This is a genomic window from Vibrio sp. HS-50-1 (assembly GCF_024747315.1).
Lineage (GTDB): Bacteria > Pseudomonadota > Gammaproteobacteria > Enterobacterales > Vibrionaceae > Vibrio > Vibrio diabolicus.
Window position 1 is genome coordinate 735535 of the sequence record NZ_JAMPZF010000048.1, and the last position, 14406, is coordinate 749940.

General features: G+C 45.9%; 10 protein-coding genes. 6 read left to right on the forward strand and 4 right to left on the reverse strand.

The window, feature by feature from the left end; genetic code table 11:
• Positions 1-175 precede the first annotated feature (175 nt).
• From gcvP to NDJ01_RS22500, 3 genes are all read right to left on the reverse strand, one after another.
• Positions 176-3040 (reverse strand): aminomethyl-transferring glycine dehydrogenase, encoded by a 2865-nt coding sequence (gene gcvP / locus NDJ01_RS22490; RefSeq protein WP_258587392.1) that lies wholly within the window; start codon positions 3038-3040, stop codon positions 176-178.
• Between the two features lie 128 nt (positions 3041-3168).
• Positions 3169-3549 (reverse strand): glycine cleavage system protein GcvH, encoded by a 381-nt coding sequence (gene gcvH / locus NDJ01_RS22495; protein WP_046876056.1) that lies wholly within the window; start codon positions 3547-3549, stop codon positions 3169-3171.
• A gap of 53 nt (positions 3550-3602) precedes the next feature.
• Positions 3603-4898 carry a serine hydroxymethyltransferase gene (locus NDJ01_RS22500; protein WP_005395177.1) on the reverse strand — a complete coding sequence of 432 codons (1296 nt, stop codon included), beginning with the start codon at positions 4896-4898 and terminating at the stop codon, positions 3603-3605.
• 377 nt (positions 4899-5275) lie between these two features.
• On the opposite strand from NDJ01_RS22500, the gene NDJ01_RS22505 reads away from it, so the two are divergent.
• Both NDJ01_RS22505 and gcvT read left to right on the forward strand, forming a co-directional pair.
• The gene (locus NDJ01_RS22505; protein WP_005395176.1) at positions 5276-5899 is read left to right on the forward strand and encodes a helix-turn-helix domain-containing protein; all 624 of its coding nucleotides are present in this window, start codon (positions 5276-5278) and stop codon (positions 5897-5899) included.
• Between the two features lie 259 nt (positions 5900-6158).
• A complete protein-coding gene (gcvT, locus tag NDJ01_RS22510; RefSeq protein WP_258587393.1) occupies positions 6159-7277 on the forward strand; it encodes a glycine cleavage system aminomethyltransferase GcvT in 1119 nt (372 codons plus the stop codon).
• Between the two features lie 133 nt (positions 7278-7410).
• Here the strand turns inward: gcvT and vdeR are convergent, their stop codons facing one another.
• Entirely contained in the window at positions 7411-8139 is a 729-nt protein-coding gene (gene vdeR, locus NDJ01_RS22515) for an efflux transporter transcriptional repressor VdeR (RefSeq protein ID WP_006742273.1), read from the reverse strand.
• Positions 8140-8300: 161 nt separating this feature from the next.
• Here vdeR and NDJ01_RS22520 point away from each other — a divergent pair, with 161 nt between their 5' ends.
• From NDJ01_RS22520 to NDJ01_RS22535, 4 genes are all read left to right on the forward strand, one after another.
• Positions 8301-9374 (forward strand): efflux RND transporter periplasmic adaptor subunit, encoded by a 1074-nt coding sequence (locus NDJ01_RS22520; protein ID WP_258587394.1) that lies wholly within the window; start codon positions 8301-8303, stop codon positions 9372-9374.
• The gene (locus NDJ01_RS22525) at positions 9374-10435 is read left to right on the forward strand and encodes an efflux RND transporter periplasmic adaptor subunit (RefSeq protein WP_258587395.1); all 1062 of its coding nucleotides are present in this window, start codon (positions 9374-9376) and stop codon (positions 10433-10435) included. The genes NDJ01_RS22520 and NDJ01_RS22525 overlap by 1 nt, the downstream gene beginning before the upstream one ends.
• Entirely contained in the window at positions 10435-13494 is a 3060-nt protein-coding gene (locus NDJ01_RS22530; protein WP_258587396.1) for an efflux RND transporter permease subunit, read from the forward strand. The genes NDJ01_RS22525 and NDJ01_RS22530 overlap by 1 nt, the downstream gene beginning before the upstream one ends.
• 175 nt (positions 13495-13669) lie before the next feature.
• Entirely contained in the window at positions 13670-14383 is a 714-nt protein-coding gene (locus NDJ01_RS22535; protein ID WP_109169975.1) for a hypothetical protein, read from the forward strand.
• The last annotated feature ends 23 nt before the right edge of the window (positions 14384-14406 follow it).

Consider the following 14406-nt stretch of genomic DNA (forward strand, 5'->3'; position numbering starts at 1 on the left):
ATATTAGTGCTAATTCAAAGGTTCTCAGAAGTTACAATATTTCTAAATCACTTTTGTGCAAACAATAACTAGCCATCATTCCTTCTTGATGTATCAACAAATGTTAGGGCGGCACACCAAAAACAAAAAGGCGAACCAAACGGTTCGCCTTTGTCTATTTAGATGCTACCAAAAATTAATCTTCGTAGTTATCGATGCTTGGGCATGAGCAGATTAGGTTACGGTCGCCGTATACGTTATCTACGCGGTTTACTGTTGGCCAGTACTTCCAAGACTTGGTCGCTTTAGAAGGGAAGCAGCCAAGCTCTCGAGAGTAAGGACGGTCCCACTCTTCAGCAGAAAGGTCAACTTGCGTGTGTGGCGCATTAACGAGAGGGTTGTTCTCTAGTGGCCATTCACCGTTTTTCACTTTTTCCATTTCTTCGCGGATAGCGATCATCGCATCACAGAAGCGGTCTAGCTCTTCTAGATCTTCCGATTCCGTTGGCTCAACCATTAGCGTGCCCGCTACAGGGAACGACATAGTTGGTGCGTGGAAACCGTAGTCCATTAGACGCTTCGCAATGTCTTCTTCGCTGATGCCTGTTTCTTCTTTCAGTGGACGAATGTCGATAATACATTCGTGCGCTACACGACCATTTTTGCCACGATAAAGAACAGGGTAGTGTTGGCGAAGTGTTTCCATCACGTAGTTTGCGTTCAGAATTGCTACTTTTGTTGCATCTGTTAGGCCTGCTTCGCCCATCATTGCGATGTAAGCCCAAGAGATAGGTAGGATAGAAGCGCTACCCATATCTGCTGCTGATACTGCAAAATCTTCGCCTTCTACGCCGTCTTCAATATGGCCAGGTAGGAAAGGCGCTAGGTGAGATTTCACTCCGATAGGACCCATACCCGGACCGCCACCACCATGTGGGATACAGAAGGTTTTGTGTAGGTTTAGGTGAGAAACGTCTGAACCGATGAAGCCTGGTGATGTTAGACCAACCTGCGCGTTCATATTAGCGCCGTCTAGGTAAACCTGACCGCCAGCGGCATGAACCATTTCACACACTTCTTTCACTTTCTCTTCGTAAACGCCGTGCGTAGAAGGGTAAGTGATCATAATGCTTGATAGGTTGTCTTTGTGCTTCTCGATTTTCGCTGCTAGGTCGTCGATGTCGATGTTGCCTTCTTCGTCACACTTAACAACCACAACTTTCATTGACACCATAGACGCCGTCGCAGGGTTTGTACCGTGCGCAGAGCTAGGGATCAAACATACGTTGCGGTGACCTTCGCCACGGCTTTCGTGGTAGCGTTGAATCGCGATAAGACCTGCGTACTCACCCGATGCGCCAGAGTTTGGCTGAATTGAGAATGCGTCGTAGCCTGTGATCTCACAAAGCTTCTCTTTTAGATCTTTCGCTAGTGCTGCATAGCCCGCCGCTTGTTCTGCTGGCGCGAATGGGTGGATAGAACCAAACTCAGGCCAAGTGATTGGAATCATCTCTGCCGCGGCATTCAGCTTCATCGTACAGCTGCCTAGTGGGATCATGCCGTGCGTTAGCGAGAAGTCTTTGTTCTCTAACTGTTTCAGGTAACGCATCATTTGCGTTTCGCTGTGATGCGTATTGAATACAGGGTGAGTCAGGTATTCTGTTGTGCGGCGTAGCGCTTCTGGAATTGCCGCAAACTCGTTGCCTGCGATTTCCGTCGATAGTGCTGCTACGTCTTCTTTTACACCAAAGACTGCAAATAGTGCTTCTACATCAGCGACCGTGGTTGTTTCGTCACAGCTAATACCTAGCTTGCCAGGTAGTAGACGTAGGTTGATGTCTGCTGAAAGTGCTTTTGCGTAAAGCTCTTCTGTTTTTGAACCTGTGTTGATGGTGATGGTATCGAAGAAGCTGTTATGAGCAAGTTCAAAGCCGCCTTTGGTTAGGCCAGCGGCGATAATCGCAGTCATATGGTGTGTACGGCGAGCAATAGTGCGTAGACCTTCTGCGCCGTGGTAAACTGCGTAGAAAGACGCCATGTTCGCTAGCAATGCTTGAGCGGTACAGATGTTCGATGTCGCTTTTTCGCGGCGGATATGCTGCTCACGGGTTTGCATTGCCATACGCAGTGCTTGGTTGCCGTTAGTATCGATAGAAACACCGATCACACGACCTGGCATGGTGCGCTTGTGTTTGTCACGCGTTGCCATGAATGCCGCGTGTGGACCGCCGTAACCCATAGGAACGCCGAAACGTTGTGCAGAGCCAATTGCTACGTCTGCGCCCATTTCACCAGCAGGTTTCAATAGGGTAGAAGCAAGCAGGTCAGTCGCAACAGTGACAAGCGTTTTGTTTGCTTGCGCTTTTGCGATGATGTCCGTTAGGTCACGAACTTCACCTGTTGTGCTTGGGTATTGAACTAGTGCGCCGAACACGTCTTGCTCTGGTAGGAATTCTAGCGAACCAACCAGAACTTCAAAGCCGATGAATTTTGCACGAGTTTTTACTACTTCTAGCGTTTGTGGGTGAACATCGTCAGCCACAAAGAATACGTTGCTCTTGCTTTTACCCGCACGCTTACACAGAGTCATTGCTTCTGCCGCTGCTGTTGCTTCGTCTAGCAATGAGGCGTTCGCGATTTCCATACCAGTTAGGTCGATGATCATTTGTTGGAAGTTCAAAAGTGCTTCCAAGCGACCTTGAGAGATTTCAGGTTGGTAAGGTGTGTAAGCGGTATACCAGCCAGGGTTTTCTAGCACGTTACGTAGAATGACGTTTGGAGTAAACGTGTTGTAGTAGCCCTGGCCAATGAATGTACGTTTAATTTGGTTTTGTTTAGCAAACTGCTTCATCGTCACTAGCATGTCTGCTTCGCTTTTCGCTTCTGCCAACGTCATTGGTTGTTCTAGGCGAATTTGTGCAGGCACGGTTTCTTCGATTAGGGCGTCAAGGCTTATCGCGTTGATGGCATCCAACATTTTTTGTTGGTCTGATTTGCTTGGTCCGTTGTGGCGTCCAACGAACTCATTTTGTGTGCTGAGGCTTTGAAGTAATTCAGTCATTGTCCTTTACCTACTCCTTGGCTCGGGTAACGGAAATGGTCGTTAGTGACACATTTAATTATACGTCCGAACCTAGAAAAAAAGCTGCTCTCTAAACAGGCTAGGGAACAGCTTTCGTCACATCCTAATTACTCTTCTTCGATAGAGTTTAGGTATTCTTCCGCGTCTTTTAAGTCATCCAACTCAGATGGGTTTGAAAGCTTCACTTTCACAATCCAACCACCTTCGTACGGTTCTTCGTTGATTAGCTCTGGGCTGTCTTCTAGTTCTTCGTTGATTTCTACGATTTCACCGGTAACAGGAGAGTAGATATCTGACGCTGCTTTTACAGACTCAACCAAAGAGAAGCTTTCACCTGCTTCTACTTCATCTTCTACGTCTGGTAGGTCAACGAATACTACGTCACCCAACATTTCTTGCGCATGCTCAGAAATACCAAGTGTTACTGTGCCGTCACCGTTGTCACGTACCCACTCGTGGCTATCTGTAAACTTCAGTGTTTTGTCCATTGCTTAATCTCCAAATAACTTGTCAGGAATTATTGTGATTTTTAAAAAATCGTTTATTGGTAAAGAGGGAAGCGACTGCAAAGTTCTTTAACTTCTTTGCGAACGCGTTTTTCAACGTCTGCGTCACCTTCTGGGTTGTTCACCAAACCATCCAGTACGTCACCAATCCAATTACCGATGAGTTTGAATTCTTCAGCGCCAAAGCCGCGGCTTGTACCCGCAGGCGTTCCTAAACGGATGCCCGATGTAATCATAGGCTTCTCTGTATCGAATGGGATGCCATTTTTGTTACATGTGATCCCAGCACGTTCTAGAGCTTCTTCTGCTTTGTTGCCTTTCAAGCCCTTAGGGCGAAGGTCAACCAGCATTAGGTGCGTGTCTGTGCCACCAGTTACGATGTCGCAACCGCGAGTTTGCAATACTTCCGCTAGGACTTTTGCGTTATTGATCACCGAATCAATATAAGTTTTAAATTCAGGGCCAAGCGCTTCTCCAAATGCAACCGCTTTTGCTGCGATAACGTGCATCAGTGGGCCGCCTTGTAGGCCAGGGAATACGGCCGAGTTGATTTTCTTAATGATGTCTTCGTGGTTAGTCAGGATCATACCGCCGCGAGGGCCACGCAATGTTTTGTGTGTTGTGGTTGTCACAACATGCGCATGTGGCAATGGGCTAGGGTGTGCACCTGTTGCGATAAGGCCAGCAATGTGCGCCATATCGACCATAAGAATTGCGCCAACTTCGTCAGCGATTTCACGGAACTTAGCAAAATCGATAACGCGTGGAATAGCACTGCCACCTGCGATGATCATCTTTGGTTTGTGTTCTACTGCAAGTGCACGAACGTCGTCGTAGTTGATTTCCAGTGTTTCGCGATCAACGCCGTATTGAACTGCGTTAAACCATTTACCAGAAAGTGCTGGGCGTGCACCGTGCGTTAGGTGGCCACCAGCGTCCAAAGACATGCCAAGAATGGTGTCGCCTGGTTGAAGAAGAGCCAGTTTCACCGCACCATTTGCTTGAGCGCCTGAGTGAGGTTGAACGTTTGCGTATTCGCAATTAAAAAGTTTTTTCGCACGTTCGATGGCAATGGCTTCCACTGTATCTACGTGCTCACAACCACCGTAGTAACGACGACCTGGATAACCTTCAGCGTATTTGTTTGTTAGGCATGTGCCTTGAGCTTGCATTACCGCTTTAGAAACAATGTTCTCAGAAGCGATAAGTTCGATTTGTTCATTTTGGCGAGCGGATTCCGCCTGAATTCCAGCAAAGACAGCATCATCTGTCGCAGAGAGGTTGGTAGAGAAAAAGTTTTCCAAGCTGTGGTTAGGGTAACTCTTATTCATGGTAGTTGACCTTCCAAATCTTAAAATGAACCCGCAATAGATGAATTATGATTTGCGGTTGTGGTTCATTTGTCCTCAAAACAGCTGAACTGCATAGCAGAACAGAGTGAACATCCGGCCCTAAATGTGGGCAAAAACTCCGTCGGATTGCGTGTTTCCTTTACCAATCTCTTACGGAAATATGCATCTCTACATCTAACAAGTTGGTAACATAGCGCCTGCAGCGGGAACAATCAACCAAAAATTTCCTATAGGAAACAAAATTTCAAAAATTGTTAACAAGAGCACGGTTTAATTCACTTGGTGGACTTTTATCCACTATGTGCTTCATGCACAATGCGAGTAGGACAAAAATAAGGATATCTATAGAGGGATTTATGGCAGAAAGTATTTACGATGAATACCCATCGATGACGTTAGCGAAAGAGCAAAATGATCAAAATATCGAGCCGTTAAAGCTGGGTCAGCGTATCAAGGATATCCGCTCAAAACTTGGTATTACACTAGAAGAAGCCAGTCAGCGAACAGGGCTTGCTCGTTCTACACTGAGTAAAATAGAAAATGAGCAGATTTCTCCGACATTTCAAGCAATGCAAAAATTGGCGCTTGGCTTACAAATTGATATGCCGCAACTCTTTGAGCCACCTAGAAAAAAGGTTGCGACAGGGCGTAGGGATGTTACCAAGAAGAATGAAGGCAAACCACACCCAACGCAAACCTATGAACATGAACTGCTCGCTACTCAACTTTCCAATAAGAAAATGATGCCGTTTAAGAGCCAAATTCGTGCTCGCAGTTTTGATGAATACAAAGACTGGGTTCGTCATGATGGTGAAGAATTTCTGCTTATCTTATCTGGTGAGGTCATGTTCTATTCTGAGTTCTACGAACCTGTTGTTCTAAGCGAGGGCGACAGCGTCTATTACGATGCGAACATGGGACATATGTTGACCAGTGTTAGCGAGGAAGATGCGCACATTTTGTGGGTGACAGCCAAATAGTGATAAATAGTTGTAAATTTCCTATAGTGAAAGCAAACGATTGCTGTCGGTGGTCGTTATGATGAAAAGGCGCTTTTTTGATGAGTATATACTCATTAAAGCGCTTTTTTGTACGATTTGTTGTGATTAAAATGTTAAGAGTCACACTTTTGCAAGTCGATCTACGTCTTGTTCGTGCAAAATAGAATGAGCCATGTTTATTATTGGAAACACATCGAATGCCGATAGCATTCTCGGGTCTATCTAAATGGAGACGAAAATGACTCAAGAACTACTGAAAACACCACTACACGCACTTCACGTTGAAGTTGGTGCCAAAATGGTCCCGTTCGCGGGTTACGATATGCCTGTTCAGTATCCTCTAGGCGTAAAAAAGGAACACTTACACACTCGTGATGCCGCAGGTCTGTTTGATGTTTCTCATATGGGACAACTTCGCCTACTTGGTGACGGTGCAGCTGCGTTCCTAGAAACATTAGTGCCAGTAGATATTGTGGATCTTGAGTCTGGTAAACAGCGTTATGCGTTCTTCACTAATGAAGAGGGCGGCATCATGGATGACTTGATGGTAGCTAATCTAGGCGATCATCTTTTTGTGGTTGTGAACGCGGCATGCAAAGAACAAGACATTGCACACCTACAAGCGCATTTGCCATCTGGTGTTGAGCTAGACATTATCGAAGACCGTGCTCTGCTTGCGATCCAAGGCCCTAAAGCGGCAGCTGTATTGGCGCGCTTTGCCCCAGAAGTTTCTGACATGCTGTTCATGGATATTCGTAAAGTCGATATTTTAGGCGCCGAATGCATTGTTTCTCGTAGTGGCTACACTGGCGAAGATGGTTACGAGATCTCGGTTCCTGCTGACAAGGCAGAAGAACTCGCACGTAAACTGACCGCGGAAGAGGAAGTTGAATGGATTGGCCTTGGTGCTCGTGATTCACTTCGTCTTGAGTGTGGTCTTTGCCTATACGGTCACGACCTAGACACAACAACTACGCCTGTAGAAGCAAGCTTGTTATGGGGCATCCAAAAGGTTCGTCGTATCGGCGGTGAACGTGAAGGTGGTTTCCCAGGTGCGGATATTATTCTTAAGCAGATCGAGACCAAAGATGTGGCGCGCAAGCGTGTCGGTTTGGTTGGCCAAACTAAAGCACCAGTCCGTGAAGGCGCGGAATTGTTTGATGCTGATGGCGTTAAAATTGGCGTTGTAACCAGCGGTACTGCGGGTCCAAATGCAGGTAAGCCTGTCTCAATGGGTTATGTGCGTGCTGATCTTGCTGTGATTGGTACCGAATTGTTCGCTGAAGTACGCGGTAAAATGCTACCAATGACGGTTGAGAAAATGCCTTTTGTACCGCAACGTTACTACCGCGGTTAGGTTACCCATTATTGTCATTCTTCGCGTATTCGTGAGGCAAGAAACAAGCAAAAATGCCGAGCTTTCTAGCTCGGCATTTTTATGTATATCGGTTTTATTTATACGCTTGGAAGTTATCGTAGTTTCTGCAGCCTTATCCGACCGCTTTGTCGATTGTACAACACATGTCGATAACGATATCTTCAAGTTTTTCCGGATGAATCATGTCTTCTTTTGCAATCCCAAACTGAGACGCCATGATCGTATTAAACAACTCCCAATGTTTGATCAGCATTTTTTCGCGATTATCAGCGATGTCAGGCCATGTCTCTTGCATCATCGGAGTAAGACTGATTGCACCATGTGCAAAAATCAACATCTGCCACTTTGATTCCCACTGATCAAATTGGGCGTTAGGGTTTTCACTGTTGTACTGCTCAAAAATTCCGGTAAATATCGCAGCAAACTCATCTTTTGACTTTAAGAAATACTGCAGCAGGGCACCATCATCACCTTGGCGAATAGCATCAGCGATCATCTGTACTGGGTGAGGATTAACGAGCGCAAATGCCAGCATGCGAACCATGAACAGATAAATTTTTCTATTCGAAGGTGTGTTCTCAGGCATCTCATTGATTAATTCAGCCATATAGCACTGCATGAATTCATCCATCGCGTCGCTAACCGCTTGCCAAATCTTCTCTTTGCTGCCGAAGTGGTGACGGATCAAACTATGTGAAACACCAGCCTTTTCACTGATATTGCGCAGTGAGACACGCTCGTAACCAAGTTCACAAAACATATCTGCTGCCACCTTAAGGATCAGACACTTAGTTTGTTCTGCGGCTTCAGCACTTCTACGCCCCTGCTTTCTTTCATTCATAGTTCGAATTTTCCCGAATATTAATCAACGCGCTTACTTTTACCAGAAACCGGACGCTTTGACTAATTAATTTGCTTTCCACCTGGAAAATATCTTGATCGATTTCAAATTCTGCATATACTGCACAGCTGTGTAATAAATAAAACCTACGGAGAAAGCGGGTGCGAAAACAATATTTAAAGCGCACTTTAGTTGGTGCTGTGGTGACATTAAGTCTCTCTGGCATGCTAACTGGGTGTAACAAAGCCATTTCCGAGCCGTCTGAACCTTTAATCAAACCTGTAAAATTACTGGCGGTGAAAGATCTAGAAGTTGAAGACTCGCATGCCTTTTTAGCGCGTATTGATGCGACACATCGCGCACAGCTTTCTTTTCAGGTTGGTGGTGAGGTCGATGAATTACTTGTTCGCATGGGCCAAGAGGTAAAAAAAGGTGAAGTGCTTGCAACGTTAGACCCTAAAGATCTTCAGCTTGCGTTAGACGCCTCTCAAGCACAATTCGCGTTAGCAAAAACGCAATGGGAGCGCGCGAAAAACCTTTATGGAAAAAAGCTGATTAGTACAGATGAGTACGACCAGAAAGAAACTCAATATAAAGCGGCATTGGCAAACTACGAACAAGCCAAAACAGATTTGAGTTATACCAAGATTCACGCACCTTTTGATGGCATCGTGTCATACACCTATGTTAACCCGTTTCAAGTGGTCGCAGAGAAGCAAGAGATCCTGAATCTTATCGATAACACGACCTTAGATGTGTCGTTCACACTGCCAGTCAGTTATGCGGAATCCGTATCACTTGAGTCACTGCAAAACTCCGATATGTGGGTGACGATGGATAGCGAGCCAGGAAAACGTATCCCTGGAAAATTTAAAGAAATTTCGACTCAGCCAAATATCGATACCAACAGTTATGAGGCGATCGTAACCATCACTCGACCAGAAGATCGCAATTTGCTAACAGGTATGACAGGGCAGGTGCACATAGCTAAACAACATCTATCGGACGCGATGACGTTGCCTCAATCTGCTTGGGTAAACAAAAAAGAGACGCAAGGCGAAGTGTGGGTAATGGACAGAAACACACAGCAAGTAAATAAAGTCACAGTGTCTCTTGATGCCTCTGGAGGTGTGAAAGCAGGGCTTGATAACAATGATTACGTTGTTGTTGCTGGCGTTGAGCGACTGGTCGAAGGACAAGTCGTGAAAGCTTGGGGTCGTGAGGGAGGCATTTAATGAAACGATCTCTATTTACGATCTCTGCAATTGCGCTTGCAGTTTTAACGGGTTGCAAAAATGAAAACCAAGCTGTCGTCGAGCAGCCGCTTTTTGTGTCGACTATCTCTGTGGATGCGCCGGTACAAAGCCAATATCGAGCTTTTAAAGGAATAGTTGTACCAGCAGAGCAAACACCTATGGCATTCCGCCGCGCGGGAGAAATTCAACACGTGTTGGTGAAAGCGGGCGACGTTGTTAAGCAAGGCCAAATGATCGCAAAGTTGGATGACAGTAAAGAAAAGCAAGCCGTAAATGACGCAGAAGCGCAATATACACTGGCGATTCGTCAGCTCAAACGCGGCGAAGACCTACACGCACGTCAGATGATCTCAAAGGCCGAGCTTGATGAGCTAACGGCTAATAAAGAGTTGGCAGAGGCTAATTTCTATAACGCCACCAATCAATTGAACTACACCCGTTTATTCGCCCCGTTTGCCGGTAAAGTGTCGGACGTTTTCAAAGAGCGTTTTGAACGTGTGGCAGTTGGGGAGCCGGTGTTGAACCTATATCAAAACGATTTGGTGTACGTGCGTATTGAGCTTTCCGACAATGTTCTCGCTATGGTGGACCCAAATTCAGACAACATGAGTTACAAGCCTAGAGCAACCTTCTCCGGCATTAGTGACACATTTGCTTTGGACTATTTAGAGCACACAAGTGAGCCTAACTCCGAAACTCAAACTTACGAAATGTATTTGACGATGCCACAGCCAAAACCAGAGATATTGCCGGGAACCAGCGTCAGTGTTCTGGTCGATATGGTGAAAGCGGGGATTACCTCCATCGATGGTTACAGTATTCCAGTGACGGCGCTTCAAGCGGGCAGCGAAGAGAATGAGTTCTTTGTATGGAAAAAAGAGGGTGACGTTGTCACCCGGGTGCCTGTGATGATTTCCCAAGTGAATGGCAACGGAGCCATTGTGTCGTCAGGAGTTAAGCAAGGCGACGTTCTGATTAATTCAAACCTACGTAAATTACGTGAAGGGAAACATGTGGATGTTGTGGAGAATAAACAATAATGAACATTGCTGAGTACTCAATAAAAAATAAAGTCATCAGCTGGTTGTTTATTATTATCCTTGCTGTTGGTGGTCTAACGTCGTTTTTGGAGCTTGGACGACTAGAAGACCCGGCATTTACGATTAAAGATGCCATGATCATTTCAACATACCCTGGCGCGACGTCGAAAGAGGTTGAAGAAGAGCTGACGTACCCTTTAGAAAAAGAGATTCGAAAGCTTCCTTATATAGACAAAATTACCTCTACGTCTTCTGATGGTATGTCTCAAATCACGGTCAGTATGGAAATGGACTATGGTCCTGATGAACTGCCGCAAATTTGGGATGAAATGCGCCGTAAAATTAATGACTTGCGACCAACTTTGCCTCAGGGCGTACAATCTTTGCAGATCATTGATGATTTCGGTGACGTTTATGGCGTGATGCTGATGCTCACTGGTGACGATTACGATTATGTCGAGCTAAAACGCTATGCTGATTACCTGACTCGTGAAATCGAGCTGGTTGATGGCGTAGGAAAGGTGGATATCACGGGCGATCAACAAGAAATGCTGTTTGTTGAGATCTCTCTTGACCGCCTTGCGGCATTGAACTTAGACATGAACGTGGTTGCGAGCTTGTTGAACCAACAAAATAATGTGGTTTCAGCAGGGGAAGTGATGGTCAATGGCGAAAGCCTTGTCATTCGTCCAAGTGGTACCTTAAACACCGTAGAAGCGCTAGAAAACTTGATCATTCATGGTCGTGACACTGGGAACCTAATTCGTCTAAAAGATGTAGCAACGATTTCTCGTGGTATCCAAGAGAAGCCAGGCAACGTCGTACTCTTTAACGGTCAAAAAGCAATTAATATCGGTATCTCGTTTGCGTCAGGTGTGAACGTGGTTGAGGTTGGCGAACGTTTGGATGCGGAGCTTGCGAGCCTTGAGTCTATCAAGCCTGCTGGCATCGATATGAACTACTTTTACAACCAAGCCAATGAAGTGGATGAGTCCGTTAAAGCGTTCGTAATTAGCCTAGCAGAGGCAGTGGCGATCGTTATCATCGTTCTGCTGTTTACGATGGGCTTACGCAGTGGTGTCATCATTGGCGTCGTGCTGTTATTGACGGTGTTCGGTACCTTCATCTTGATGAACTACAACAATATCGAGCTGCACCGTATTTCTCTTGGCGCGTTAATTATTGCTCTGGGTATGCTGGTTGATAACGCGATTGTGGTCGTGGAAGGCATCTTGGTTGGCCTAAAAAAAGGGCGCACTAAAGTTCAAGCGGCCGTCGATATTGTAAAGCAAACACAGTGGCCTTTGCTTGGCGCAACCATCATTGCGATTACGGCTTTTGCACCTATCGGTTTGTCGCAAGATGCAACGGGTGAGTTCATGGGCTCTCTATTCTGGGTGCTGTGTTTCTCACTATTTTTGAGCTGGATTACCGCTATTACGCTGACGCCATTCCTCGCAGATCTATTGTTGAAAGAAGAGGACAAGGGCCAAGATACCAACGAAGAAGATCCCTACAAAGGTTGGCTGTTTGTTGTATTTGGCGCATCGCTGAAATTCGCACTGCGATTCCGTTGGCTAACGGTTGCTAGCATGGTCGCGCTATTAGTGGGTGCTGTCGTGGCATTTGGTAATGTAAAACAGCAGTTCTTCCCACCATCGAACACGCCGATGTTTTACGTTGATATGTGGATGCCAGAAGGTACGGATATCCGCGAAACGATCAAAAAAGCCGAAGAAGTGGAAAGCTACATTCGTCAGCAAGACGATATTGACTTTGTTTCTGCTTCAATTGGGCAGGGTTTGCAGCGTTTTGCTCTTACGTATCAGCCAGAGAAAAGTTACGAAGCGTACGCCCAGTTCCAAGTTCGCGCCACTGATCGTGAGAGCATGTTCGGTTTGTTGCACAAGTTAGATGCTAACCTTGCGAAGACGTTTGATGCACCGACATTTCAATTTAAATTGATGGAATTTGGCCCTTCACCAGCGTCTAAGATCGAAGCGCGTATTACTGGTCCCGATCCACAAGTTTTACGTGATTTAGCGGTGCAAGTTGAAGACATCCTTCATACCGACCCTGGTGCCCGAAACATTCGTCACGATTGGCGAGAGCGTACTAAGGAGCTTGTGCCTGTTTTCAATGAGTCTAAAGCTCGTCGCTTGGGCATTTCGAAAGAAGATCTTTCAAGCACACTGCAAATGGCGTTTGGTGGTAGCACGTTGGGTTACTTACGTGATGGTACACACACGTTGCCAATTATGACGCGCCTTCCTGAAGAAGAACGCGTGGACTTTGAATCACTACAAAACGTGACCATTTGGAGCCCATCACTGCAAACGTATATTCCGGTCGACCAAGTGATTGATGGCGTTAAATTGGATTGGAGCGAGCCGCTAATTCAGCGTCGTGACCGCAAGCGCACGTTAACTGTGCTCGCTGACCACGATGTGTTGAGCGACGACACGGCGGCAAGCTTGTTTGCGCGTGTGCAGCCTAAAGTGATGGCACTGCATATTCCAGAAGGTTACGAAATCACATGGGGTGGTGAGTATGAATCATCGAAAGATGCGCAAGAAGGTCTGTTTGGTTCGTTGCCGATGGGTTACTTGTTGATGTTCATCATTACTATTTTGCTGTTTAACTCAATTAAAAAGCCGTTGGTCATTTGGTTCACCGTGCCGTTGGCGATCATTGGTGTTGCCTTTGGTTTACTTACCACTAATATGCCGTTCAGCTTTACAGCATTCCTTGGTTTGCTGAGCCTAAGTGGCATGATTTTGAAAAACGGTATTGTGTTGCTTGATCAAATTAACCTTGAGTTGGAATCAGGGAAAGAGCCTTATCTCGCGATTGTCGATAGTGCGATCAGTCGTGTTCGTCCGGTAAGTATGGCTGCTCTGACGACCATCTTGGGGATGATTCCACTCGTCTTCGATGCCTTCTTTGGATCGATGGCAATAACGATTATGGCAGGTCTTGGTTTTGCTACAGTACTGACACTGATTGTAGTGCCAGTAATGTTTGCGATTCTGTTTAGGGTAAAACCGACCACTGCATAGGGACTCCTGGCTATTTGCCAGCTTCCTGCCTAGCCCTGAAGGTCTTCTTCAGGGCTTTTTTGATCTTACCAATGTACACCAATCCATTCATTTACTTGATTCTAATGATTTTCTTACGAATGCAATGCAAATCATGCGTATACTGATGGAACGATACATCAAAGAGCGAGATAACATGAACAAGCGCGTATTACACGGACTCTTCTTCGTCGGTTCTTTCACCTTGGTCGGCTGTACTACGACAGACAGTATGACTACAGAAGAGGCTAAGCAAGCCGTTCCTAAAATCAACAGCGTTAGCACTGAAGTCATCTCCAACTGGATTGATAACAAGGTGTTAGCGCCTGAAGGGCTTTCACTCGAACAAGACAATCTACGTTATATATCGGGTAGCGCCGACTTAAACAGCGATGGCAATGCAGAACACATTGTATTGCTACAAGACCGTTATTTCTGTGGCAGCGGTGGTTGTGCAGCTTATATGTTTGATAACGAGGGGAACGTTATCAATCGAATGTCTGTCACTCGCACGCCTATTGTACTTGCAGATAGTTACAGCAATGGCTGGCAAGATTTCATCGTTTGGAGTAATGGCTCATATCGACTCATGAGTTACAACGGTGAATCTTACCCGAGTAACCCTTCTTTAGAGCCAAAGGTGGATCGTGACTCAAACCAGCAGGCGGCAATTGCGAATGTAATGGCGACAGAGCTTTATCAGCAAGATGGCTATGACATTATGCCCGCTGATTCGAAAGCTTTGTGGACGCCAGCCAATGTATACCACTTCACCTTTAAACATTACGGTGATCCGCATAGTACTTATAAAGCGACGGTGGATATGAACAGTGGGGAAGTAGACATTGTTGCCGTTCCGGCTGCGGAATAAAAAACACCTCCCTTAACCGGAAT

What these genes read in the sequence shown, in the direction of transcription:
- NDJ01_RS22535 (WP_109169975.1), top strand. Translation starts at nt 13,670, where the DNA reads ATGAACAAGCGCGTATTACACGGACTCTTCTTCGTCGGTTCTTTCACC.
- NDJ01_RS22505 (WP_005395176.1), top strand. Translation starts at nt 5,276, where the DNA reads ATGGCAGAAAGTATTTACGATGAATACCCATCGATGACGTTAGCGAAA.
- gcvP (WP_258587392.1), bottom strand. Translation starts at nt 3,040, where the DNA reads ATGACTGAATTACTTCAAAGCCTCAGCACACAAAATGAGTTCGTTGGA.
- gcvT (WP_258587393.1), top strand. Translation starts at nt 6,159, where the DNA reads ATGACTCAAGAACTACTGAAAACACCACTACACGCACTTCACGTTGAA.
- NDJ01_RS22525 (WP_258587395.1), top strand. Translation starts at nt 9,374, where the DNA reads ATGAAACGATCTCTATTTACGATCTCTGCAATTGCGCTTGCAGTTTTA.
- gcvH (WP_046876056.1), bottom strand. Translation starts at nt 3,549, where the DNA reads ATGGACAAAACACTGAAGTTTACAGATAGCCACGAGTGGGTACGTGAC.
- NDJ01_RS22530 (WP_258587396.1), top strand. Translation starts at nt 10,435, where the DNA reads ATGAACATTGCTGAGTACTCAATAAAAAATAAAGTCATCAGCTGGTTG.
- NDJ01_RS22500 (WP_005395177.1), bottom strand. Translation starts at nt 4,898, where the DNA reads ATGAATAAGAGTTACCCTAACCACAGCTTGGAAAACTTTTTCTCTACC.
- vdeR (WP_006742273.1), bottom strand. Translation starts at nt 8,139, where the DNA reads ATGAATGAAAGAAAGCAGGGGCGTAGAAGTGCTGAAGCCGCAGAACAA.